General features: G+C 72.7%; 22 protein-coding genes. 10 read left to right on the top strand and 12 right to left on the bottom strand.

Translation table 11 applies throughout. The features are described from left to right. Positions 1 to 9: 9 nt before the first annotated feature. The 4 genes from ACIBU0_RS21070 to ACIBU0_RS21055 all read right to left on the bottom strand — a co-directional run bounded on the left by ACIBU0_RS21070 (position 10) and on the right by ACIBU0_RS21055 (position 4,265). A complete protein-coding gene (locus ACIBU0_RS21070) occupies positions 10 to 1,314 on the bottom strand; it encodes an RNA polymerase sigma factor (protein ID WP_398820362.1) in 1,305 nt (434 codons plus the stop codon). A 44-nt stretch (positions 1,315 to 1,358) separates the two neighbouring features. Beyond that, positions 1,359 to 1,715, bottom strand: coding sequence for a YciI family protein (locus ACIBU0_RS21065; protein WP_398820359.1), 357 nt, complete (start codon positions 1,713 to 1,715; stop codon positions 1,359 to 1,361). A 171-nt stretch (positions 1,716 to 1,886) separates the two neighbouring features. Further along, positions 1,887 to 2,936 carry an LCP family protein gene (locus ACIBU0_RS21060; protein ID WP_398820356.1) on the bottom strand — a complete coding sequence of 350 codons (1,050 nt, stop codon included), beginning with the start codon at positions 2,934 to 2,936 and terminating at the stop codon, positions 1,887 to 1,889. Positions 2,937 to 3,149: 213 nt separating this feature from the next. After that, entirely contained in the window at positions 3,150 to 4,265 is a 1,116-nt protein-coding gene (locus ACIBU0_RS21055) for a LacI family DNA-binding transcriptional regulator (RefSeq protein ID WP_398820353.1), read from the bottom strand. Between the two features lie 122 nt (positions 4,266 to 4,387). Here ACIBU0_RS21055 and ACIBU0_RS21050 point away from each other — a divergent pair, with 122 nt between their 5' ends. The 3 genes from ACIBU0_RS21050 (at position 4,388) to ACIBU0_RS21040 (ending at position 9,346) form a co-directional block, all read left to right on the top strand. Beyond that, positions 4,388 to 6,700, top strand: coding sequence for a glycoside hydrolase family 3 N-terminal domain-containing protein (locus ACIBU0_RS21050; RefSeq protein WP_398820351.1), 2,313 nt, complete (start codon positions 4,388 to 4,390; stop codon positions 6,698 to 6,700). Positions 6,701 to 6,821: 121 nt separating this feature from the next. Then, complete coding sequence (locus ACIBU0_RS21045; RefSeq protein WP_398820348.1) at positions 6,822 to 8,339, top strand: hypothetical protein; 1,518 nt, start codon at positions 6,822 to 6,824, stop codon at positions 8,337 to 8,339. Next, positions 8,336 to 9,346: a hypothetical protein gene (locus tag ACIBU0_RS21040; protein WP_398820345.1), complete on the top strand. Its 1,011-nt coding sequence runs from the start codon at positions 8,336 to 8,338 to the stop codon at positions 9,344 to 9,346. The genes ACIBU0_RS21045 and ACIBU0_RS21040 overlap by 4 nt, the downstream gene beginning before the upstream one ends. 43 nt (positions 9,347 to 9,389) lie before the next feature. Here the strand turns inward: ACIBU0_RS21040 and ACIBU0_RS21035 are convergent, their stop codons facing one another. Genes ACIBU0_RS21035 through tsaB form a run of 4 tightly spaced genes read right to left on the bottom strand, consistent with a single transcriptional unit; the run spans position 9,390 to position 11,941 of the window. Beyond that, positions 9,390 to 9,647, bottom strand: a complete 258-nt coding sequence (locus ACIBU0_RS21035; RefSeq protein ID WP_398820342.1) for a hypothetical protein — start codon at positions 9,645 to 9,647, stop codon at positions 9,390 to 9,392. Next, complete coding sequence (gene tsaD / locus ACIBU0_RS21030) at positions 9,644 to 10,777, bottom strand: tRNA (adenosine(37)-N6)-threonylcarbamoyltransferase complex transferase subunit TsaD (RefSeq protein ID WP_398820339.1); 1,134 nt, start codon at positions 10,775 to 10,777, stop codon at positions 9,644 to 9,646. Before tsaD ends, ACIBU0_RS21035 begins: the two co-directional genes overlap by 4 nt. After that, entirely contained in the window at positions 10,770 to 11,258 is a 489-nt protein-coding gene (rimI, locus tag ACIBU0_RS21025) for a ribosomal protein S18-alanine N-acetyltransferase (RefSeq protein ID WP_398820839.1), read from the bottom strand. The genes tsaD and rimI overlap by 8 nt, the downstream gene beginning before the upstream one ends. 26 nt (positions 11,259 to 11,284) lie before the next feature. Further along, complete coding sequence (gene tsaB, locus ACIBU0_RS21020) at positions 11,285 to 11,941, bottom strand: tRNA (adenosine(37)-N6)-threonylcarbamoyltransferase complex dimerization subunit type 1 TsaB (protein ID WP_398820336.1); 657 nt, start codon at positions 11,939 to 11,941, stop codon at positions 11,285 to 11,287. 114 nt (positions 11,942 to 12,055) lie between these two features. Here tsaB and ACIBU0_RS21015 point away from each other — a divergent pair, with 114 nt between their 5' ends. Continuing rightward, the gene (locus ACIBU0_RS21015) at positions 12,056 to 12,610 is read left to right on the top strand and encodes a hypothetical protein (RefSeq protein ID WP_398820333.1); all 555 of its coding nucleotides are present in this window, start codon (positions 12,056 to 12,058) and stop codon (positions 12,608 to 12,610) included. Positions 12,611 to 13,063: 453 nt separating this feature from the next. Here ACIBU0_RS21015 and tsaE read toward each other — a convergent pair whose 3' ends face one another. The 4 genes from tsaE to ACIBU0_RS20995 all read right to left on the bottom strand — a co-directional run bounded on the left by tsaE (position 13,064) and on the right by ACIBU0_RS20995 (position 17,220). After that, positions 13,064 to 13,576, bottom strand: a complete 513-nt coding sequence (gene tsaE / locus ACIBU0_RS21010) for a tRNA (adenosine(37)-N6)-threonylcarbamoyltransferase complex ATPase subunit type 1 TsaE (RefSeq protein ID WP_398820330.1) — start codon at positions 13,574 to 13,576, stop codon at positions 13,064 to 13,066. Beyond that, the gene (locus ACIBU0_RS21005) at positions 13,542 to 14,786 is read right to left on the bottom strand and encodes an alpha/beta fold hydrolase (RefSeq protein WP_398820326.1); all 1,245 of its coding nucleotides are present in this window, start codon (positions 14,784 to 14,786) and stop codon (positions 13,542 to 13,544) included. Before ACIBU0_RS21005 ends, tsaE begins: the two co-directional genes overlap by 35 nt. A 193-nt stretch (positions 14,787 to 14,979) precedes the next feature. After that, the gene (gene alr / locus ACIBU0_RS21000; RefSeq protein ID WP_398820324.1) at positions 14,980 to 16,146 is read right to left on the bottom strand and encodes an alanine racemase; all 1,167 of its coding nucleotides are present in this window, start codon (positions 16,144 to 16,146) and stop codon (positions 14,980 to 14,982) included. Positions 16,147 to 16,218: 72 nt separating this feature from the next. Further along, positions 16,219 to 17,220, bottom strand: a complete 1,002-nt coding sequence (locus ACIBU0_RS20995; RefSeq protein ID WP_398820321.1) for a L,D-transpeptidase family protein — start codon at positions 17,218 to 17,220, stop codon at positions 16,219 to 16,221. Positions 17,221 to 17,320: 100 nt separating this feature from the next. Between ACIBU0_RS20995 and ACIBU0_RS20990 the strand changes: the two genes are divergently transcribed. The 6 genes from ACIBU0_RS20990 (at position 17,321) to ACIBU0_RS20965 (ending at position 21,913) form a co-directional block, all read left to right on the top strand. Next, positions 17,321 to 17,692, top strand: a complete 372-nt coding sequence (locus tag ACIBU0_RS20990) for a holo-ACP synthase (RefSeq protein ID WP_398820318.1) — start codon at positions 17,321 to 17,323, stop codon at positions 17,690 to 17,692. A 109-nt stretch (positions 17,693 to 17,801) separates the two neighbouring features. Then, entirely contained in the window at positions 17,802 to 19,247 is a 1,446-nt protein-coding gene (locus tag ACIBU0_RS20985) for an NAD(P)H-hydrate dehydratase (protein WP_398820315.1), read from the top strand. A gap of 188 nt (positions 19,248 to 19,435) precedes the next feature. Beyond that, positions 19,436 to 20,359 carry a poly-gamma-glutamate hydrolase family protein gene (locus ACIBU0_RS20980; protein WP_398820312.1) on the top strand — a complete coding sequence of 308 codons (924 nt, stop codon included), beginning with the start codon at positions 19,436 to 19,438 and terminating at the stop codon, positions 20,357 to 20,359. 76 nt (positions 20,360 to 20,435) lie between these two features. Continuing rightward, entirely contained in the window at positions 20,436 to 20,741 is a 306-nt protein-coding gene (locus ACIBU0_RS20975; RefSeq protein ID WP_398820309.1) for an ArsR/SmtB family transcription factor, read from the top strand. Further along, positions 20,738 to 21,130, top strand: a complete 393-nt coding sequence (locus tag ACIBU0_RS20970; RefSeq protein WP_398820307.1) for a VOC family protein — start codon at positions 20,738 to 20,740, stop codon at positions 21,128 to 21,130. Before ACIBU0_RS20975 ends, ACIBU0_RS20970 begins: the two co-directional genes overlap by 4 nt. Positions 21,131 to 21,145: 15 nt before the next feature. Further along, positions 21,146 to 21,913, top strand: coding sequence for a DUF6193 family natural product biosynthesis protein (locus ACIBU0_RS20965; RefSeq protein WP_398820304.1), 768 nt, complete (start codon positions 21,146 to 21,148; stop codon positions 21,911 to 21,913). Positions 21,914 to 22,053 lie beyond the last annotated feature (140 nt).

The following is a 22,053-nucleotide window of genomic DNA, read 5'->3' as shown; positions in this document are numbered from 1 at the left end:
GGCCGCGCTCTACGGACCCGCCTTTGCCTCATCCGCCCGGCTCAGCAGCAGGTCGCGCTCGCGAGCGTTGCCTGCCAGCCGAGCGGCCCGCTCGAACTCCATCCGCGCCTCCGCCGTACGCCCCAGCCGCGCCAGCAGATCGCCGCGCACGCTCGGCAGCAAGTGATAGTCCCGCAGGGCCGGTTCTGACGCGAGCGCGTCGACGATCTCCAGCGCGGGCCCCGGTCCCTCCGCCATCGACACCGCGACCGCGCGGTTCAACTCGACCACCGGGGAGGGGGACCGGGCCGCGAGCAGGCCGTAGAGGACGGCGATCGTCTTCCAGTCCGTCTCCTCGTAGGAGTACGCGTGTGCGTGGCATGCGGCGATGGCCGCCTGGAGGGCGTACGGGCCGGGGGCGCCCGTGGCCGTGGCGTCCGCGCGGGCCAGCGCCTCGATGCCGCGGGCGATGAGCATGCGGTTCCAGCGGCTGCGGTTCTGGTCCTTGAGGAGGACCGGTTCGCCGGACGGGCCGGTGCGGGCCGCCGTGCGGGCCGCCTGGAATTCGAGGAGGGAGGTCAGGCCGTGCACCTCCGGCTCCTTCGGCATCAGGCCCGACAGCACGCGGGCCAGGCGCAGCGCGTCCTCGCACAGGGCCGGACGCAGCCAGTCGTCGCCGGCGGTGGCGGCGTAGCCCTCGTTGAAGATCAGGTAGATGACGTCGAGGACCGAGCCGAGGCGGGCCTCGCGGTCGGGGCCGTACGGGACCTCGAAGGCGATGTTCTTCGTGGCGAGCGTGCGCTTGGCGCGGACGATGCGCTGGGCGACGGTCGCTTCCGGGACCAGGAACGCCCGGGCGATCTCCGGTGTCGTCAGGCCGCCGAGAAGGCGCAGGGTGAGGGCGGTGCGGGCCTCGGGCGACAGGACCGGGTGGCAGGTGGTGAAGACGAGGCGGAGCAGGTCGTCGTCGATGTCGTCGGGGTCGTACAGGGCGGACGGCTCCTGCGGTGGTGCCGTCGTCTCCAGGTCGCGGCCGATCTCCGCCAGCTTGCGGGCGTAGTTCTCACGGCGGCGGATCAGGTCCACGGCTCGGTGCCTGGCGGTGGCCATGAGCCAGGCGCCGGGGTTGTCGGGGACGCCGTCCCGGGGCCACTGCTCCAGCGCCGCGACGAGGGCGTCCTGCGCGAGCTCCTCGGCGATGCCGACGTCGCGGACGAGGCGGGCGACGGCGGCGATGACCCGCGGGGCCTCGATGCGGAAGACGGTCTCCACGGTACGGCGCGCATCGGCCGCGGCGGCGCTGTCGTACGGGTCGATGGCGGGCTGTGGTTCCACAACCCACCATCGAACACCCCGCACGGCCCCAGGCCAAGGAAGGCTCAGCCCTCCGCGATCTCCCGCACCTCGCAGGTCACCGTCCAGAACTCCTCGTGCACCCTCAGGAACCGCTTGGTCCACTCCAGCGCCTCGGCCTTGTCCTTGCACTGCATGATCGCGTAGCCGCCGACGACCTCCTTGGCCTCGGTGAAGGGCCCGTCGGTGACGGAGATATCGCCGCCCTCCCAGCGCAGCCGGGTGCCCTGCGCGGACGGCGTCAGCCCGGCGGTGTCGAGCATGACGCCGGCCTTGGTGATCTCCTCGATCAGCTCGCCCATGCGCTGCATCAGTTCGGGGCTGGGGCCCTCGGCGGGCATGGTGTTCTCGTCGATCTTCACGAGCGACAGGTAGCGGGGCATGGTGACTCCTCGGGGGGGATCGGATCGCCGGGTTCTTCCCGGCCCCCGGGCCGGGTCCTTCCCGGCCTCTCACCCCTGCGTCGAACGGGAGACCCCCGTATCGACACGCTCCCCGGATTTCTTCGAACTTTTTTCTCCGGCCGGCGTTCGCGCAGGCAGCGCCCGCCTTCCTCAGCGCAGCGACTCCCACAGGTCGCTCGCCTCCGGCTCGTTCGCCACCACCCGGTTGCGGTCCGAGGCCGCCGGCACCACCGGCATCGTCACCGTCCTCACCGCGTCCGACGACAGCCCCCGCAGGCTCTGCCCCAGGCTCGTCAGCTCGCTCAGCGAGTCCAGGCCCGTGTCCGTCGTGAGGCTGCCCGTCACCGCGTCGGCGACGCGGTAGAGGCGGGCCGGGTCGGTGAGGAGGCCGGCGGTGGAGATCCGGTCCAGGAGTGCCTTCACCAGCTTCTGCTGGAGGCCTATGCGGCCCAGGTCGCTGCCGTCGCCGATGCCGTGCCGGGTGCGGGCGAGCGCGAGAGCGGTCCTGCCGTCGAGGTGGTGGGTGCCGGCCTTCAGGTGCAGATGGCTGTCGTCGTCATCGATGTCCTCGTCCGTGGCCACCGTGACGCCGCCGAGCGCGTCCACGAGTTTCGCGAAGCCCGCGAAGTCGATCTCCACGTAGTGGTCCATGCGGACGTCCGTGAGCGACTCCACCGTCTTCACCGCGCACACCGGACCGCCCACCGCGTAGGCGCTGTTGAACATCGCGTCGTACGCCACCGCCGTCGAACCGCCCGACGGCAGCGGGCAGGACGGGCGCGTGACGAGCGTGTCGCGCGGGATGCTGACGACGGTGGCCCCGGTGCGGCCGGCGTCGAGGTGGATCACCATCGCCGTGTCGGAACGGGCGCCGGTGCTGCTGCCGCCGCCGAGTTCCTGGTTCTCCTCGCCGCTGCGCGAATCGGAGCCCAGCACCAGGATGTTCAGCGCGCCGGTGGGCAGCGGGGAGGCGGAGGCCGACGGCGAGGGTGTCGTGACCGCCTTCGCGGGGCGGTCGTCGCCGAGCGCGTTGTCGATGTCGACGCTCTTGATGTTGTCGTCGAGGTGCCGGTAGGCCCAGCCCACCGCGCCCACGCCCAGCACGATCGCGCCCGCCAGAACGATGCCGACGGTCTTCAGCGCTGTCGACCGCCGGCCCGTTCGTCTGCCGTCGTCCCCGTTCTCGTCTCGTCCGGTCACGGACAGGAACGTAAGTCCGATTTATTACGGGCAGGAACGTCAGACCGGGTTTTCTTCGGAAATTCTCAGACTCCCAACCCCCGTCAGGAATAAGCCGGTTCGCAGAGATCTCACGACGGGGGTCTCCGAAAGTTTCGGTTGAATAACCGACTACCTTCGGTGCCGTGTGGGGCGGCGGGAAACACCGGTCCCCACAGCAACAGCCGTCCGCCGCTAGACCGCCGGAGGCGCCCCCGTACTGCTGCGCACCACCAGGCTGGTCGCCAGCTCCACCCGCGTCGCCACCGGTGCCTCCTCCTCCCGCGCCAGGTCCAGGACCAGCTTCGCCGCCGCCTCCGCCATCTCCGTCAGCGGCTGCCGTACGGTCGTCAGCGGCGGCCCCACCCAGCGCGCGACCGGCAGATCGTCGAAGCCGACCACGCTCAGGTCCTCCGGAATCCGCAGACCCAGCTCGCGCGCGGCCTCGTACAGCCCGAGCGCCTGCAGGTCGTTGCCGGCGAAGACGGCGGTGGGCCGGTCCGGGCGGCGCAGCAGCTCCAGGCCCTGCCGGTAGCCGGTCTCGTGGTGGAAGTCGCCAGGGCGGATCAGGTCCTGGTCGACCGGGAGCCCGGCCGTCTCCAGGGCGGCCCGGTAGCCGTCGATGCGGGCACGGCTGCACATCATCCGGGACGGCCCGGTGATCGCGCCGATCCTGCGGTGGCCCAGCTCGACCAGGTGCCGGGTGGCGGCGAGCCCGCCCTGCCAGTTGGTCGCCCCGATGGACGGCACGTCGGCGCCGGGGTCGCCCGCCGGGTCCATCACGACGAACGGGATCGACCGGCTGGTCAGCAGGGCGCGCTGGGACTCGTCGAGGCCGGACAGCACGAGGACCACACCGTGCGGACGGCGGGCGGCGACCTGGTCGGCCCAGGTCCGGCCGGGCGTGAGCCGGCCGGCGCTCTCGCTCAGCACGACGCTCAGCCCGGCGTCCCGGGCGACGTTCTCCACGCCCCGGATGACCTCCATCGCCCACGCGCTCTCCAACTCGTGGAAGACGAGGTCGATCAGCGGCGAGCGGCCGGCCTCGGCGCGCCGGCGCCGGTAGCCGTGGGCGCGCAGCAGTTCCTCGACACGGGTGCGGGTGGCCGGGGCGACGTCGGCTCGTCCGTTGAGGACCTTCGAAACAGTCGGCGCGGACACGCCGGCCTCTCGGGCGATCTCGGCGAGCGTCGCGGTCTGCGTGGACCGGCCGGTCGTCGGCGCCGTAGTCGTGGTCGTCCGGGTTTCCGACGGTGTCGTCCGGGTTTTCGACGCTGTCGACCGGCTTTCAGCGGGCTCACGGGCTGTCATGGCGGCGATCGTATCCCTGCGCGCCCCCTTGACGAACCCTTCTTGCCGCGCCTAGGTTCCCGGAACATTCGAGGTGAATAACGAAACATTCGCGAGTGGGCCATCGCCCCGACAGGAGTTTCATGACCACCGCCCCCTGGCGCGACCCCGCCCTGCCCGCCGCCGCCCGCGTAGACGACCTCCTCTCCCGGATGACCCTGGAGGAGAAGACCGCCCAGCTGTACGGCGTGTGGGTGGGCGCCGCCACGGACGGGGACGGAGTCGCCCCGCACCAGCACGACATGACCGTGCGCTCGGCCGACGACTTCGCCGAGCTGATCACCCACGGCCTCGGACAGCTCACCCGCTCCTTCGGCACCGCCCCCGTGGACCCGGCGCTGGGCGCGCAGGCACTGGCCCGCGCCCAGCGCCGCATCACCGAGGCGGGCCGCTTCGGCATCCCGGCGGTGGCCCACGAGGAGTGCCTGGCGGGCTTCACGGCCTGGCAGGCCACGGCCTACCCGGTACCGCTGGCCTGGGGGGCCGGCTTCGACCCCCCGCTCGTCGAGGAGATGGCCCGGCACATCGGCCAGGACCTGCGCTCGGTCGGCGTCCACCAGGGCCTCGCGCCCGTCCTGGACGTCGTACGCGATCCGCGCTGGGGCCGGGTCGAGGAGACCATCGGCGAGGACCCGTACCTGACCGGCACGATCGGCGCGGCCTACGTCCGGGGCCTGGAGTCGGCCGGGGTCGTCGCCACGCTCAAGCACTTCGCCGGGTACGCCTCCTCGGCGGGCGCCCGCAACCTGGCCCCCGTGCGGGCGGGCGTCCGGGAGCTCGCGGACATCACGCTCCCCCCGTTCGAGATGGCGCTGCGCGAGGGCGGCGCGCGCTCGGTGATGGCGGCGTACAACGAGACCGACGGCGTCCCGGCCTCCGCCGACCCGGCGCTGCTCACCGAACTCCTCCGCGAGCAGTGGGGCTTCACGGGAACGGTCGTGGCCGACTACTTCGGCGTCGACTTCCTGAAGACCCTGCACCGCGTGGCCGGTACGTCCGCCGAGGCCGCGCACGCGGCGCTGGCCGCCGGCCTCGACGTGGAGCTGCCGACGCTGAACTGCTACGGAAAACCACTCCTGGAGGCGGTGAGGGCAGGCGAGGTGCCTCAGGAGCTGGTGGACCGTGCCGCCCGCCGGGTCCTGCTCCAGAAGTGCGAGCTGGGCCTCCTGGACGAGGACTGGACCCCGGAGCCGACGGCGGCCCGCATCGACCTGGACTCCCCCGCGAACCGCGCGCTGGCCCGCCGCCTGGCCGAGCAGTCGGTGGTCCTGCTCGACAACCCGGACGGCGTCCTGCCGCTGCACCCGGACGCCCGAATCGCGGTCGTGGGCCCGCGCGCGGCCGACGCCCTGGCGATGCTGGGCTGCTACTCCTTCCCGTCCCACGTCCTCACGCACCACCCGGACATCCCGATGGGCATCGAGATCCCCACGGTCCTGGAGGCCCTGCGCGCCGAACTCCCCGACGCCAAGGTGACGTTCGCCGAGGGCTGCGGGGTGTCCGACCCGGACACGGCGGGCTTCGAGGAGGCCGTGGCGCGGGCGTCGGAGGCGGATGTGTGCCTGGCGGTGCTGGGCGACCGGGCGGGGCTCTTCGGGCGGGGCACGTCGGGTGAGGGCTGCGATGTGACGGACCTCGGACTGCCCGGCGTACAGGGCGACTTGCTGGACGCCCTGGTGGCGACCGGCGTCCCGGTGGTGCTGGTCCTCCTCACCGGCCGCCCGTACGCGCTCGGCCGCTGGCACGGACGCCTGGCCGCGGTGGTCCAGGCGTTCTTCCCGGGGGAGGAGGGCGGCCCGGCGGTGGCGGGAGTGCTCACGGGCCGCGTCAACCCGTCGGGCCGCCTGCCGGTGAGCGTGCCGCGGCTGCCCGGGGGGCAGCCATGGACGTATCTCCAGCCGCCGCTGGGGCTGGCGGGGGAGGTCAGCAACCTGGATCCGACGCCGTTGTACGCGTTCGGGCACGGGCGGTCGTACACGTCGTTCACGTGGGAGGCCACCGGGGGTGAGGCCCAGGTGATCGGCACGGACGGTTCGTACGACGTCTCGGTGACCGTCCGCAACACGGGCGACCGGGCGGGCGCGGAGGTCGTCCAGCTGTATCTGCACGACCCGGTGGCATCGGTGACCCGGCCCGACGTACGGCTGATCGGCTACCAGCGGGTGGACCTGGCGCCGGCCGAGGCGAGCCGCGTCACCTTCCGCTTCCACGCGGACCTGTCCTCCTTCACCGACCGCACAGGTCGGCGGATCGTCGAACCGGGCGTCCTGGAGCTGCGGCTGGCGGCTTCGAGTGCCGACGTACGGCACACGGCTCGGGTCGAGCTCAGCGGGCCGGTACGGGAGCTGGGACCGGACCGGCGGCTGCTGTGCGAGGTGGAGGTGGCGCGGGACTGACCGGATCAAGGAGCGTCCAAGGGGCGCTCCGGAAAGGGCAAAGCGCCGGATACGCCCACGCCTGTGCCATCGCCTTTGTGTCACAATCCGCCGACACTTCGGGCGTGCGACAGGAACCCCCATGGACATCCCCATATCCGAGGGCGGCGAGGCCGCGAGACGGACCTCGGCCCCGCGTGAGTGGCTGCTCGCCGCCGGCATGACGGCACTGGCCTGGGCGCCGTCGGCCGTCGTGGCCACGGCGCTCATGGCCTCGGCCCTGATGTGGGGGCTGGGCTGGGCGCTGGTCGCACCGCCGGCACTGATCGCGGCGGGCCTTCTCCGCAGCCACCTGGAGCGGGGGCGACTGCCCGGACGGGCCGTACGGCCGGGTGACGAGCCGGAGCTGGCCGCGCTGGTCCGGGACGTGGCCGAGCGGCTCGGCTTCCGGGAGCCGCTGCTCGTGCGGGTCGTTCCCGAGGTGCAGGCGTCGCTCGGCCCCACGAAGACCGCCGGCGTGCGCGCCTACACCCTGCTGCTCGGACTGCCCCTGCTGCGCGGGCTGTCCGAGGCGCAGCTGGCGTCGGTCGTGGCCCACGAGCTGGCGCACGAGCAGCACGTACGCGACCGGCGTACGGCAGCGCTGGGATTCGCCCGCCACGCGCTCGCCGACCGGCTGGAGAGCCGCCGCTTCCGCCCGCTCGTCCGACCGGCCACCGCCCTGCTGCGGGCCTCGCAACCCCTGATGTGGCGCGCGGAACTGGCCGCCGACGCCGACGCGGCGCGCGTCGCCGGGAGGACCGCGACCGCCGAGGCGCTGCGGCGCACCGGCTTGCTGTACGAGGCGTTCGAGGGGCTCGGGGCGGCCTGGTGGTCGGCGCTGGCGGAGGACGGCACCTACCCGGGGGACTTCTACGACGCCCTGGACACCGCCCTGCGCGACCCGCTGGTCGCCCGCCGCGCGGCCCGCGCCGCCGCGGAGGAGGACGCCCTCGATCCGTACGCGGCGGAGGACCACCCCCCGGTCGCCGTTCGCATCGCCGCGCTGCCGACGGGTGTGGAGCCGGCTCCGGAGTACGGCACCGAGCCTTTGACGCTGGGAACGGGCGATCTGATGGAGCGGTGGTGTGTGGCAGAGCTGGCCGGGGTGGAGACGGGTGCGGACGGCAGGCCCGAAACTCCTTCGGAGGACACCCGCCACAACGACAGCTACGACGCTCCCCGCCCGGTACGCCTCCTCACCATGGACGCCGACCGGCTCCACGACCTCGGCGACGACACGGGCCTGACGCTCCTGCTGTCCGCGACCGCTCGGCAGGAGCCGGAGCAGGCCGTGGCCGCCGCCCTGGACGCGATGGCAGACGGCACCTGGCCGCGGCTGGCCCGCCGACTCGAACCCGGCCTCCGGTGGATGCCTGCCGCCGTACGCCCCTCGGTCAGCCGTACCGTACTGGCCGGCGCCATGGCCCCGGCCCTGACGACCCTGTTGCGCGCCGCCGGCTGGAGCTACGCGAGCCGCTGGCTGAACGGCGCCCTGACCGCACCCGACGGTACGGTCGTCGACCTCCACCAGCTGGTGAGCGAGGCAGTGGCAGCCGGTGACCCAGGACCGGTACGGGAGTTGCTGGCATCGGCGGGCGCACGGGAGACGGTCGTATGAGCGCGAACCTTTCGGCCCTCGCCCCGCACAGCACCCGCCCGGCTCTGCGCGTGGCCCTGTTCGGCCTCGCGGTCACCGTCTTCGGCTACGCCCTGTTCGCCGCCTGGCTCGGCATCCACGCGTACGACAACATCACCGCCCGCGACCGGGCCACGGCGACCGCAGCGGGTGTGGTCGTCGAGGACGGCATCGGCGGCGATGACGACATCCGGGTGCGCTGGACCGACGGCTCGGGCCACACGCACGTGCAGCGCTTCGGCATCTACGACATCGACCGCTACGAAAAGGGCCGCCCTTTCCGCGTGGCCTACGACCCCGCCGCCACCGATCCGCGCGGTTTCCCGGGCGACCCGGACGAGACGGCGGCCGAGGACGACCTGCTGATGCCGATGGTCCTCGTCGGCGTCGTCATGTCCGCCCAGTGCGGCGTCTGGGCCTGGCGCGGCCTGCGCTTCCGCCTCACGGCCCGCGCGCCCGGCCGCCCCATGACGGCCACCGTACGGATCGGGGAGCGCCGCTCGGCTCTGTGGCGCGGCTCGGCCACGACATGGCTCGTGCTCGCCGATCCCGAGCGCCCCGGGCGGCCGGTCCGCCGGCAACGGGTCATGTGGCACCCGGCGCTCAACACCTGCTGGACGGGCATGACGGTGACCGTCCGTCAGCTGGGACGCGGGCGGCGTGCGGCCGTGGTGGAACTCGAGGACGGCACCCGCCTGGTACCCCTCGGCCGCCTACGCAGCCGCGAACCGTCCTACCCGCTGCTCGACACCGACGAGGCCGTCCCCACCACCCTGCACGACGCCTTCATCGTCCCGTCCGGCACGACCCTCCGGCCCGCCCGCCCCTGGTGGCACCATGGCGCCCTGACCGCCGCCCTCGGCACGATCCTCGGCGTGACCGTAGCCCTCCTCATGGCCGACGGGACCCTGGTCGCGGTGGTGGGCTGGGCCCTGGCGGGCGCGACGCTGCTGACGTCGTCGTGGGCGCTGTCGGCGCCGCGGCCCTGACCTGCGGACACAAGAAGTCGTGAAGGGGCTGTGCGCCCGCCGCTCAGTCCGCCGCCACCGACTCGAACCGCCACCGGTGCACCGCCCGCGTGACCAACTCACCGTCGGGCTCGGGGATTTCGGGGAGTACGGCGTCGAAGTCCGCGTCCCACCAGGTGATGACGAGGACGCGGTCCTGCGGGGCGCGGAAGGCCTCCCGGCGCAGCGGGCGCTCGGCCGGCTCCTGCCGGAGGGCCCAGGCGAGCAGCTCCTCGCCCCGCCCGGGAACCGCCCGGGCCTCCCACATCAGGGCGACCGTCACGAGTACAGGTTCTCCTTGCTGACCTCGTGCACATGGTCGTGACCGTGGTGAGGGGCATGACCGTGGCCCGGGCCCTCGTCCCCGAAATCGCCCGGCACATGAGGATCCGTCACCGGCAACGACGAGTCCGCCGACAGATCCCAGCTGGACGCGGACCGGCCCCGCGCCACCATCTCCGCGCCCAGCGCCGCCACCATCGCCCCGTTGTCCGTGCACAGCTTCGGCCGGGGCACCCGCAGCCGGATCCCGGCCGCCTCGCACCGCTCCTGGGCCAGCGCCCGCAGCCGGGAGTTGGCGGCGACACCGCCGCCGATCATCAGGTGGTCGACGCCCTCGTCCTTGCAGGCACGGACGGCCTTGCGGGTCAGCACGTCCACGACCGCCTCCTGGAACGAGGCCGCGACATCGCGCACCGGGACCTCCTCGCCGGCCGCCCTCTTGGCCTCGATCCAGCGGGCCACGGCGGTCTTCAACCCCGAGAAGGAGAAGTCGTACGCCGGGTCGCGCGGCCCGGTCAGACCGCGCGGGAACGCGATCGCCTCCGGGTCGCCCTCGCGCGCGTACCGGTCGATGACCGGGCCGCCCGGGAAGCCCAGGTTCAGCACGCGGGCGATCTTGTCGAAGGCCTCGCCGGCCGCGTCGTCGATGGTCGCGCCCAGGGGCCGCACGTCGGAGGTGATGTCGGCCGACAGCAGCAGCGACGAGTGGCCGCCGCTGACCAGCAGCGCCATCGTCGGCTCCGGCAGGCTGCCGTGCTCCAGCTGGTCCACGCAGATGTGGGAGGCCAGGTGGTTGACGCCGTACAGCGGCTTGCCCAGCGCGTAGGCGTACGCCTTCGCGGCCGAGACGCCGACCAGCAGCGCGCCCGCAAGGCCCGGACCGGCGGTCACCGCGATGCCGTCCAGGTCGCGGGCGCTCACCCCGGCCTCCTTCAGCGCGCGGTCGATGGTCGGGACCATCGCCTCCAGGTGCGCCCGGGAGGCGACCTCCGGCACGACACCGCCGAAGCGGGCGTGCTCGTCGACGCTGGAGGCGACGGCGTCGGCGAGCAGGGTGGTGCCGCGGACGATGCCGACGCCGGTCTCGTCGCAGGAGGTCTCGATGCCGAGGACGAGTGGTTCGTCAGCCATTGATCTCGGTTCCTTGTACGGGAGTTCCTGGTACGGAAGTGGAAGGGTCGGTCAGTCGCATCACCAGGGCGTCGACGTTCCCCGGCTGGTAGTAGCCGCGCCGGAAGCCGATGGCCTCGAAGCCGAACCGCTCGTAGAGCTTCTGGGCGCGGACGTTGTCCACCCGGCACTCCAGCATGACCTCGGCGCACTCGAAGGCGGTCGCGGCCCGCAGCAGGTCGGCCAGCAGCCGCCCGCCGAGCCCGGTCCCCCAGTAGTCGCGGGCGACGGCGATGGTCTGGATGTCGGCCAGGTCGCCGGAGGAGGCGAGTCCTGCGTAGCCGACGACCCGCTCGCCCTCCTCGGCGACGACATAGCGACGCGTCGCCTCGGGGCCCCGCGAGTGGGCCAGCTCGGACCAGAACATGCCCCGGGACCAGGCGTCCTCGGGGAAGAGGTCCTTCTCCAGCTCCAGCACCGGGTCGATGTCCCACCAGCGCATCTCGCGCAGCACCGCTTGCACTTGCGTCACTTGGGGGTGACCACCTTGTAGTTCTTGGGGACCTGGGCGTCGGGCCGGCGCAGGTACAGCGGCCGGGGCGCGGGGAGTTCCCCGCCCGCCGCCAGTCGCTCGGCGGCCAGCGCGGCCAGCGCCGCCGCCGACACGTGCTCGGGCTCGTGGGCGCTGGGGAAGGTGCCGGGGTACAGCAGCGCGCCCGCGCCGACGGCCGGCAGCCCGGCGACCTCGTCGGCGATGTCGGCCGGCCGGTCGACGGCCGGATCGGTCAGGCGGGTGCGGGAGTCGGCGTACTTCGCCCAGTAGACCTCCTTGCGCCGGGCGTCGGTCGCCACGACGAAGGGGCCCTTCTCGATGTCGGCGGCGTACGCCAGAGCGTCCAGCGTGCACACGCCGTGCACGGGGACGCCGAGGACGAGCCCGAAGGTGTCGGCGGTCATCAGACCGACGCGCAGTCCGGTGTAGGGGCCGGGTCCGATGCCTACGACGATGCCGGTGACGGCGTCGAGCTGCACACCGGCCTCGGCGAGGACCCGGTCGACGGCCGGCAGCAGCAGCTCGCCGTGCCGGCGCGCGTCCACCTGGCTCGACGAGGCGATGACGTCCGTACCGTCGTGCAGCGCGACGGTGACGGCGGGGGTGGCGGTATCCAGAGCGAGCAAGAGCACGCAAACAGCCTACGGCGCTCACGCCCCAGGAAGTGCCGCCCCGGTCCGGCGCTTGACGGCTGCTACGGTCGGGCTTGATCACTCCGTACGACTCGAACACTGAGGTGGGCGACGGTGGCAGGCAGCAGCTCCGGATTCGTGGCGTTGCTGACCGCGACTGCCCTCGCGACCGTCGGTTTCCTCGGCTACCAGGCCTCTGCGAGCGCCCCGGCGGACCTCGGCAAGCCCCGCGCCAAGGGCTCACCCGAGGTGAGTACGGCCAAGACGGCCCGCGACCGGAACGACCCCGTCGCGCTGCCCGTCGGCTCGGGTACGGGTGTGCGGGTCGTGTACGCCGTGCGGGGCAAGCGGGTGTGGCTGGTGGGCGAGGGCGACACGGTCAAGCGCACGTTCCACGTCACCCCCGGATCGGTCGACCCGGCGCCGGGTGTCTACACGGTGACGTCCCGCTCCAACACGGTCACCGGCTCCGACGGCCGCCCCGTCGAACACGTCGTCCGCTTCACCACCGTCGAGGGCATCACCGTCGGTTTCAGCGCCGCAGTCGACGGCACGACGCCCCGGCCCAACCCGACGGTGAAAACGGGCGGCATCCGCGAGTCCCGGGCCGACGGCAACGCGATGTGGGAGTTCGCGACGATCGGCCGAACGGTGGCAGTGATCCCGTAAGCAGACCGGGCGACGGTTCGGACAACGCCCTGAAGGGGCGCGGGGCTGTATCTATATGCGGCTCCGCCGCGTGGGCGCGATCAGCCCCAACGGCGCCGCACCCGCCAGACGACAAAGCGCGGCACCCCCGTGGAGCGCTATGCAGCTTCCCGATGCCGATGATCAGCGGATGCCGAACCCGCCTCCAGCTCCGACTCAGGCACCCGCGGCGGCGTGGAGATCACGCTCGCCGCAACACCGGCCGCCAACAGCTCACGCATGGACACCCCGGCAACCACATGTGGCTGCTGGACCTTGTTCTCCGAGGCTGACATGGACGCCTCCTGGGACCGGGAGGTGGACGTAGTTAGGTAGACCTAACTACGGACTGGCTACCATGTGACCACGCGCAAGACCGCAAACGCAACATCTTGCCGACGCCTTGTCGGAATGTTCATGCACCCCCTGCCCGCGTCACGCGGACAGCACGCTCAGATCCACCGCCGCCCAGCGCTCCCCGAGCCCGGCCACCGTGACATGCCGCACCTCGTCGGTGGTGTCTCCGACGGCCCGGTGGATCACGACCTGCAACCGCTCCTCGGTCAGCTCCTCGACCTTGCCCTCGCCCCACTCCACGACGATCACCGACTCGGGCAGCGAGACGTCGAGGTCGAGGTCCTCCATCTCGTCGAGCCCGCCGGACAACCGGTACGCGTCGACGTGCACGAGCGGGGGCCCGTCGCCGAGGGAGGGGTGCACACGGGCGATCACGAAGGTCGGGGACGTGACCGCGCCCCGCACCCCCATGCCCTCGCCGAGCCCCCGCGTCAGCGTCGTCTTGCCCGCGCCGAGCTCCCCGCTGAGCATCACGAGATCGCCGGCGCGCAGCAGCTTGGCGAGGCGGCGGCCCAGCTCCCGCATCTGGTCGGGAGAAGTGACGGTCAGCTCGAGGTCACCCGCGTTGTGCGGTGCTGCTGGTGCTTCCATAGCCACTTACGGTAGCCCCTGCGGGCACGGCACCCGCACGGGTGAGCAGGTCGGCCAGACGGTCGGTGACGACCTCCGGGTGCTCCAGCATCACCAGGTGCCCTGCGTCCGGCACCAGCACCAGCTCGGCGTCCGGCAGCAGGTCGGCGATCGCCTCGCTGTGCTCGCTGGGCGTGACGAGGTCGCCCACGCCGGCCAGGACGAGCACCGGCATGTCCGTGAAGTGGGCCAGCGCCTCGGTCTTGTCGTGGTCGGCGAAGGCCGGGTAGAACTCCGCGACCACGTCGATCGGCGTCCCCTCGATCATCCGCTCGGCGAACCGCGCCACGGCCGGGTCGACGTCCCGGGACGAGAACGAGTAGCGCTTGATGATCCCCGCGAACAGGTCGGCGGTGGCGCGGCGCCCCTTCTCCACCAGCTCGGCCCGCTGCCCCAGCGCCCTGAGCACGCCCGGCAGCACCCGCCGCACCGCATTCACCCCTGCGACGGGCAGCCCGAAGTTGACCTCGCCGAGCTTCCCGGACGACGTACCGACGAAGGCGGTGGCCACGACCCGGTCGCGGATCAGCTCCGGGAACTGGTCGGCCAGCGCCATGACGGTCATCCCGCCCATGGAGTGCCCGACCAGCACGAGCGGCCCTTCCGGCGCGGCCGCGTCGATGACGGCCTTCAGGTCGCGCCCGAGCTGCTCGATGTCGACGTGCATGCCGTCCTGCGTCTGGGCCACGCCCCGCCCGGACCGGCCGTGGCTGCGCTGGTCCCAGTGCACGGTGCGCACGACGCCCCTCAGCGCGGCGCGCTGGAAGTGCCAGGAGTCCTGGTTGAGGCAGTAGCCGTGGCTGAAGACGACGGTGACGGGGGCGGGGGCCTTGCGTCCGAAGAGCCGTCGCCGGCGCGGCGTGAGGGCGGGGGCGGCGTCGGGGTCTAGGTCGTCGACCTCGTAGTACAGCTCCGTGCCGTCGTCGGCGTACGCCTTGCCGGGCGTGCCGCGCAGCGAGCCGTACGGTCCCGCCGAGTCCAGGGCGAGGCGGGCCTTCTGCCGCATGCCGCGGCCCACGGTCATCCGCTCTATGGCGACGCCGGCGGCCGCGCCGGCCGCGATCACGCCTATCGCGGCACCGGCGATACCGGTGGCCCTGCGCCAGTTGGCGGCCGCCCCCGTGGCGGAGGCGACGGCCGCGACCGCGGCCTCCGCGCTGCTCTCGCTCACGTACCGCTCCTCTTCGCTGGGTGATGCCGGTGTTCGGTCCGGTGTTCGGTCCGGTGCCCGTTACGGGTTACCCGTCTCGTTCCTCATTCACATAACCGCATTCGGACGGACGCATCACATTGCCCCCGTCACATAGCCGCATTACGAAGACGCATCACATGGACGCATCAGGCGGACGCGTCACACGAACGCATCACACGGCCGCATCCCTATAGACGCGTGGAACGCGCGTTCCGATCCGCGTGACGATCTCGTATGCGATGGTGCCCGCGGCCTGCGCCCAGTCCTCGGCCGTGGGCTCGCCGCGGTCGCCGGGCCCGAACAGCACGGCCTCGGCGCCGGGCTCGGGCTCGTCCCCGCCCAGGTCGACGACGAACTGGTCCATCGCGATCCGTCCCGCGACCGTACGCCACTTGCCGCCGACCAGGACAGGCCCCGCACCCGAGGCGTGCCGCGGGATGCCGTCGGCGTAGCCGAGGGGGACGAGGCCGAGGGTGGTCTCGCCGGGGGTGATGTAGTGATGGCCGTAACTGACGCCGTGGCCCCCCGGCACGTGCTTGACCAGCGCGAGGGACGCCGACAGCGTCATCACGGGCCGCAGCCCGAAGTCGGCGGGGCTGCCGAGCTCGGGGCTGGGCGAGATGCCGTAGGTCGCGATCCCCGTGCGCACCAGGTCGAAGTGGCTGTCCGGGACGGTGAGCGTGGCGGGCGAGTTGGCGATGTGCCGCACCTCGGGCCGCGCGCCCTGCGCCTCGGCGTGCGCGACCATCTCGCGGAACAGGGCGAGCTGGGCGGCGATGGACGGATGCCCGGGCTCGTCGGCGCAGGCGAAGTGCGACCAGAGCCCGGTGATCCGGATCAGCCCGTCGGTCTCGGCCCGCAGGGCCTCACGGACCAGCCCGGCCCAGTCGCCACCCGGCTGGCAGCCGCCCCGACCGAGCCCGGTGTCGGCCTTGAGCTGCACGCGCGCGGGCGCGCCGGCCTGCCGGGCGGCCTCGGTGACCTCCCGCAGGGCCCACATCCCGCTCACGGAGACGTCGAGATCGGCCTCGATGGCCTCCCGCCAGGGCCCGCCCGGCGTCCACAGCCAACACATGATCCGTACGTCGTCCAGCCCGGCGGCCCGCAGTACGAGCGCCTCCTCGGGCGTGGCCGTGCCCAGCCAGCCGGCGCCCGCCTCGACTGCCGCGCGGGCACACCGCACCGCCCCGTGGCCGTACGCGTCGGACTTCACGACGGCCATCAGGGCCGCGCCCGGCGCATGCGCGCGCAGGGTCCGCACGTTGGCCCGCAGGGCGGCCAGATCGATCTCGGCGCGGGCACGCAGGGGTGCGGTCCGCAGGGCTGCTGTTTCTGTCATGGCGCCCCCAGTGTCTCAGAGGGGTCCGACAACGCCGCCGCGCCGGGCGCCATGAGCTGCTCCTGGGACGGCCTACCCCTGCTCCACCTTGCGTCCCCACACGTACACCCGGTCGCCCTTCTTCAGCACCCGCCACAGCTTCCGGGCGTCCTGCAGGGTCATGTTGACGCAGCCCATCGAGCCGACGGGGGTGAAGATGTTGCCGTAGATGCCGTGGAAGGCCTGGCCCCCGCTGAAGAACTGGGAGTAGGGCATGGGGCTCTTGTACAGCGACGACACGTGGTTCTTGTGCCGCCAGTAGACCGCGTGCCATCCGGTCCGCGTCCCGTACCCCTCCCGGCCGCTCCGGATGAGCACGGGCCCGAAGACGACGTCCTTGCTGTCCTGCACCCAGGCCAGCTGCCGGTCGAGGTCGACACAGGCGACCCGGTAGCCGCGCACCGGGCACTTCTTGCCGGCGTTCGGGTCGTTCCCGGCGGAGACGAGCTGCATGGTGGCCCACGTCACAGGCCCGGCGTAGCCGATGGCGGGCTTGATCCGGTGCTTCTTCTGAAAGGCGCGGATGGCCCGGCAGTCGGCGACCGACTGTTCCCCGTCGACCCGCAGCTTCAGCCACCGCTCGACCTCCCGCTGCTTCAGCCCCGCCTCCTCGCTGCACTTCACGCCCCCGAGGGCGTCGATGGGGTCGACGTACTCCACGCGGTCGTCCGCCCCGTCCGGCGCGTCCTGCGGCTCGACGGCGTCCTCCTCGGCGCTGGGCGTGTACACCTTCGGCTCCAGCGCCTGGTCGGGCGTGTCCATCTGCGGGGCCGGGAGCAGGTTCAGGGGAAGCCCGGGCACGAGCTCGGGGGCCTCCGGCCCGGAAACCGGGGGTGCGGGCTCGGCCTGCGGTCCGTAGGCCGGAGGTACGGGCTCGGCCTGCGGTCCGGAAGCCGACGGTGTGGGCTCGACCTGCGGTCCGGAAGCCGGGGGTGCGGGGTCCGCGGGTTCCGCCGTGGCGCTGCCGACCGGCAACAGGGCGGCCCCAGCGAGCAGTACGGCGATGCTGCCGCATGCGATACGTCCGGTGATCATTGGCACAGGGAAGCGTGCGGCCCTGCCCGCGCGGGAGGCGCCGCGCGGCGGGGTCACTCTTTTGAGGAGCCTGTTTCCGTGGACCCATAGGGTGCTCGGCATGAGCATCATCGGGGTCGGCATCGACGTGGCCGAGATCGACAGGTTCGAGGCGGCGCTGCACCGCACACCCGGGCTGGCGGAACGACTGTTCCTGGCAAGCGAGTTGCTGCTGCCCGGCGGCGAGCGCCGGGGTGTCGCCTCCCTCGCGGCCCGGTTCGCGGCGAAGGAGGCCCTCGCCAAGGCGCTGGGCGCCCCGGCGGGCCTGCTGTGGACGGACGCGGAGGTCTACGTCGAGGACAGCGGCCGCCCGCGGCTGCGGGTGACGGGGACGGTGGCGGCGCGGGCGGCCGAACTGGGCGTGGTGTCCTGGCATGTCTCGCTGAGCCATGACGCCGGGGTGGCGTCGGCGGTGGTGGTGGCGGAGGGCTGAGTCCGCCACGGTGTGCCTGGCCTGCAGGGGCCGGATCGCCAGATCGAGCAGCCGGCGTTCACCCGGGTGCTCTGCCGCGTACGCGAGCGCGTGCGGAAGACTCGGTCGTATGCGGAGTGCGTACAGCGTGGAGACGGTAAGGGCGGCCGAACGGGAGCTGATGGCACGGCTTCCGGACGGCGCGCTGATGCAGCGGGCGGCGGCCGGACTCGCCGCCGCCTGCGCGGATCTGCTGGGCCGGGTGTACGGCAGCCGGGTCGTCCTGCTGGTCGGCAGCGGCGACAACGGCGGCGACGCCCTGTACGCCGGGGCCCGGCTGGCCCGGCGCGGGGCGGGCGTCACGGCGGTGCTGCTGACGCCCGAACGGGCGCACGCCGGAGGGCTCGCGGCGCTGCGCCGGGCGGGCGGCCGGGCGGTCGGCGCGGAGGCCGCCGGGCCGTCGGCCGAGGAGTTGATCGAGCGCGCGGATCTGGTCGTGGACGGAATCGTCGGGATCGGCGGCAAGGGCGGGCTGCGGCCTCAGGCGGCACCGCTGGCCGCGGCGGCCGAGCGGTCGAGGGCCGCGGTGGTCGCCGTGGACCTGCCGAGCGGCGTGGACGTGGACACGGGCGAGGTACGCGGCACGGCGCTGCGGGCCGAGCTGACGGTCACCTTCGGCACGCACAAGCCGGGCCTGCTGATCGATCCGGCCCGGGAGTACGCCGGGGTGGTCCGGCTGGTGGACATCGGGCTCGACCTGCCGGCCCGGGCGGACCTGGAGGCACTGCAACACGCGGACGTGGCCCGGCTGTTGCCGTTGCCGGCGGCCGAGACGGACAAGTACCGCCGAGGGGTCGTGGGCATCGCGGCGGGCTCGGGACGGTACCCGGGCGCCGCGGTGCTCGCGGTCGCGGGGGCGCTGCGGGGCGGTGCGGGGGCCGTACGGTACGTCGGTCCGGCCGGCGACGCGGTGATCGCGCGGTTCCCCGAGACGCTGGTGTCGGACCGGGGGCCGAAGAAGGCCGGGCGCGTCCAGGCGTGGGTCGTCGGCCCGGGCGCCGGGGACGACGCGGCGACGGTGGCGGAGGTGCTGGCGACGGACGTCCCGGTGCTGATCGACGCGGACGGGCTGCGGCTGGCGGACCCGGAGGCGGTACGGGGCCGTACGGCACCGACCCTGATGACCCCTCACGCCGGGGAGGCCGCGGCGCTGCTCGGTGTCTCCCGGGAGGAGGTCGAGGGGGCCCGGCTGGCTTCGGTACGGGAACTGGCGGCGCGCTATGCGGCGACGGTGCTGCTGAAGGGGTCGACGACGCTGGTGGCCGACGCCGGGGGCACCGGCCCGGTCCGGGTGAACCCGACGGGGACGTCGTGGCTGGCCACGGCCGGAAGCGGGGACGTGCTGTCGGGGCTGGCGGGATCACTGCTGGCGGCGGGGCTTCCCGCGATGGATGCCGCGAGCGTGGCGGCGTATCTGCATGGCCTGTCGGCGAGGTTCACGGCGGACGGGGCGCCGGTGGGGGCGCATGACGTCGCCGAGGGGATTCCGGAGGCTTGGCGGGATGTGCGGGGCTGAGTCCCGGGTGTTGGGTGGGATGCAGGGGGCCGCGTAGCCGTACTGGGCGACGTCCTCACGGACGCGGCCCTCGCCGACGTACCCGAAGCGCTCGGCCACTACGCCGCCGACGCGTCTCTCCAGGTCGTCCCGTGAGGGCCGCCGGGTTGTCATGCCCAGCCAGGCCCACCGCAAGGAGCCGTCCGCCCATGATGCAGGATCGCCCAGTGACCAACACCAGCAGACGCACCGTCCTCGCCTCCGTCGCCGCCGTCGCCGCCGGCCTGCCCACCGTCAATGCCGTGATGGGCAACGGCGCCGCACCGGCCGCGGCAGCCGACCAGTACGCGTCCAACACCGAGCTGTACACCCTCACCGCGGACAAGGAGGGCACCGACTGGATGCGCCGTTTCCGCATCGGCGCGCCCATACAGGTCACGGACAACACCCGTAACACGAGCAGCCCCGTCAGCAGCACGGCGGTGATCGCGCCGCACGGCGGAGGGATCGAGGCGGGGACGAGCGAGCTGTGCATGGCCATCGCCGGCTACACCCCCTTCGACGCGGGCACCGACCCGGCGAGCGCGGCGGTGCCGGGGGAGCTGCAGCGGGACTACTGGATGTTCGAGGCCCTGGCCAACTCCACCGCGCAGCACGTCACCTCGACCCACTGCGACGACCCGGCCGCCCTCGCCGTCTGCGCGGGCAATCTGTACGCCGTCTCCCTGCACGGCTTCGACGACACGACCACGAAGGAGATCATCATCGGTGGCCGGGACGAGCGGCTGAGGCGCAACCTGCTGGCGGCCTTCACGAAGTACGGCCTGACCTCCCCCGCGGCCGACCCCGGCTGGGACGTGACCGTGGTCGCCGCGGGCACCACCGACCCGGTCAACGGCGACGACCCGGCCAACATCGTCAACCGCACCCGCACCGGCGCCGGCGCCCAGTTGGAGCTGTCCACGGCGCTGCGCAAGGCGATGTTCGGCGACTTCTCCGGCGCGCCCAAGCGCAGGACGACGGCCGGCGTACCGAGCACCGACAGCCCCCACGCGGACCACTTCTGGAACGCTTTCGTGAACGCCGTCCGCGAGGCGATCAAGAACCACGAGCTCGGTCTCGACTCCCTCTAGGGCAGCGGTCATGACGGCGACCGGCGCGTGGGCCCCCGACTTGATAGGCAAGTGGCGACTTGCCTATCCTGCAGTCGTGGCCGACGATCTCTTCAAGGCCTTGGCCGACCCCACGCGCCGCACCATCCTCGACGAGCTCACGGAGAAATCCGGGCAGACACTGTTCGAGATCTGCTCGCGGCTGAGCATGAAGCATCGGCTCGGCATCTCACGCCAGGGTGTCTCCCAGCACCTCGCCGTACTGGAGGCCGCCGGACTCGTCGAGACCAGACGCGAGGGCCGCTACAAGTTCCACGACCTGAACACGGCCCCGCTGCGGCAGATAACCGAGCGATGGCGCGTGCCCGAGACCACCTCAGGACCGGAGGAGAGCACCCCATGAAGATCCACCTGACCAGCGTCTTCGTCGACGACCAGGCCAAGGCCGAGCACTTCTACACCGAGATCCTCGGCTTCGTGAAGAAGCACGACGTCCCGTTGGGCGAGAAGGACCGCTGGCTCACCGTCGTCTCCCCCGACGAGCCCGACGGCACCGAACTCCTCCTGGAGCCCGCCGGCCACCCGGCCGTCAAGCCCTACCGCGACGCGCTCACCGCGGACGGCATCCCGCTGGCCCAGTTCGCCGTCGACGACGTCCGGGCGGAGTACGAGCGCCTGCGCGCCCTCGGCGTCCGCTTCACCCAGGAACCCCTGGAGATGGGCCCCGTCACCACCGCCGTCTTCGACGACACCTGCGGCAACCTGATCCAGCTCGCGACCAAGCCGCAGTAGGGCGCAGGAGCAGGCGTGACCCGGCATCCTGATCCCGCAGTCCTGTACCCCGACGTCGCGGCCCGAGGCAGCCTCGGGGCGGCGCTCCAGGCCTTTGCGGACGAGAGCGGCCTGTCCGTCCCCTTCACGGCCGCTGATTCCCGTCCGCTGGGTCATGCCCTCGTCGGGAGCAGGCTGCCGCATCGCAAGGCGCTGCTCGTCAGTGCATATGTGCACGAGCGGCGGTGGTCGGTCCGCGGTGAGGAGTCGTTCCAGGGCATGCCACTCGTCCAGGGCGACACCGATGATCTGGCCCAGATCGCCAGGGCCGCGCAGGCCTGGTACGAAGGCGCGGCTCTGAGCGACATCCGCGAGGCCGCGCCGTTCCTGCGTCCGACCGGCCGTTTCGAGGTGCCCGACCACGATCCCGTGCGGCTGACCGAATCCGAGTGGCAGCACATGCGCACGGAGGCGAGCGAACAGGAGTGGCCCGCGTATCACGCCCTCGTCGAGGCGGCGTACGCCGAGCCGGCGCTGCGGGCTCTCTACCCGTTCACCAGCCACTGGACGCTGCGCTTCTCGACCACGACCCGGCCGTCCCTGACGATCACCGGGCCCTGCCTGCTCGCCTTGGGCACCGACGAGTACCTGGTCAGCAAGGGCTTCACCGGCGCGGGCGTGCTCGCCCGGGCCACCACGGCACAGGAGGCGGTGGCGTCCGCCGTACACCATCTCCCCAGCGGCCTCGGCCCTGTCACGCCCGGGGCGTACGACGAGGAGAGCGGGCGCCGCCTCGGTTCCTGAACCCGATGCGTCCGCCTCAGCCCTGGTCCCAGCCGGGGCCTTCCCACCCACCCTCGACGAACCGAAGCCGACTCACTGCCCCGTCCCCCGCCGCCTCACTCCACCGTCACCGACTTCGCCAGGTTCCGAGGCTGATCCAC

It is taken from the genome of Streptomyces sp. NPDC049627 (genome assembly GCF_044465645.1).
Taxonomy (GTDB): Bacteria; Actinomycetota; Actinomycetes; order Streptomycetales; family Streptomycetaceae; genus Streptomyces.
Note: the sequence above shows the minus strand (reverse complement) of the source record. Positions and strands in the feature narration are given on the sequence as shown.

Bases quoted from the DNA above. Each gene is read 5' to 3' on its own strand.
- alr (WP_398820324.1), bottom strand. From the start codon at position 16,146: ATGACAGAAACAGCAGCCCTGCGGACCGCACCCCTGCGTGCCCGCGCC.
- ACIBU0_RS20970 (WP_398820307.1), top strand. From the start codon at position 20,738: ATGAAGATCCACCTGACCAGCGTCTTCGTCGACGACCAGGCCAAGGCC.
- ACIBU0_RS21040 (WP_398820345.1), top strand. From the start codon at position 8,336: ATGAGCGCGAACCTTTCGGCCCTCGCCCCGCACAGCACCCGCCCGGCT.
- ACIBU0_RS21065 (WP_398820359.1), bottom strand. From the start codon at position 1,715: ATGCCCCGCTACCTGTCGCTCGTGAAGATCGACGAGAACACCATGCCC.
- ACIBU0_RS21045 (WP_398820348.1), top strand. From the start codon at position 6,822: ATGGACATCCCCATATCCGAGGGCGGCGAGGCCGCGAGACGGACCTCG.
- ACIBU0_RS20980 (WP_398820312.1), top strand. From the start codon at position 19,436: ATGATGCAGGATCGCCCAGTGACCAACACCAGCAGACGCACCGTCCTC.
- ACIBU0_RS21050 (WP_398820351.1), top strand. From the start codon at position 4,388: ATGACCACCGCCCCCTGGCGCGACCCCGCCCTGCCCGCCGCCGCCCGC.
- rimI (WP_398820839.1), bottom strand. From the start codon at position 11,258: ATGCGCTGGTGGGACATCGACCCGGTGCTGGAGCTGGAGAAGGACCTC.
- ACIBU0_RS21055 (WP_398820353.1), bottom strand. From the start codon at position 4,265: ATGACAGCCCGTGAGCCCGCTGAAAGCCGGTCGACAGCGTCGAAAACC.
- ACIBU0_RS20990 (WP_398820318.1), top strand. From the start codon at position 17,321: ATGAGCATCATCGGGGTCGGCATCGACGTGGCCGAGATCGACAGGTTC.
- ACIBU0_RS20995 (WP_398820321.1), bottom strand. From the start codon at position 17,220: ATGATCACCGGACGTATCGCATGCGGCAGCATCGCCGTACTGCTCGCT.
- ACIBU0_RS20985 (WP_398820315.1), top strand. From the start codon at position 17,802: ATGCGGAGTGCGTACAGCGTGGAGACGGTAAGGGCGGCCGAACGGGAG.
- tsaD (WP_398820339.1), bottom strand. From the start codon at position 10,777: ATGGCTGACGAACCACTCGTCCTCGGCATCGAGACCTCCTGCGACGAG.
- tsaE (WP_398820330.1), bottom strand. From the start codon at position 13,576: ATGGAAGCACCAGCAGCACCGCACAACGCGGGTGACCTCGAGCTGACC.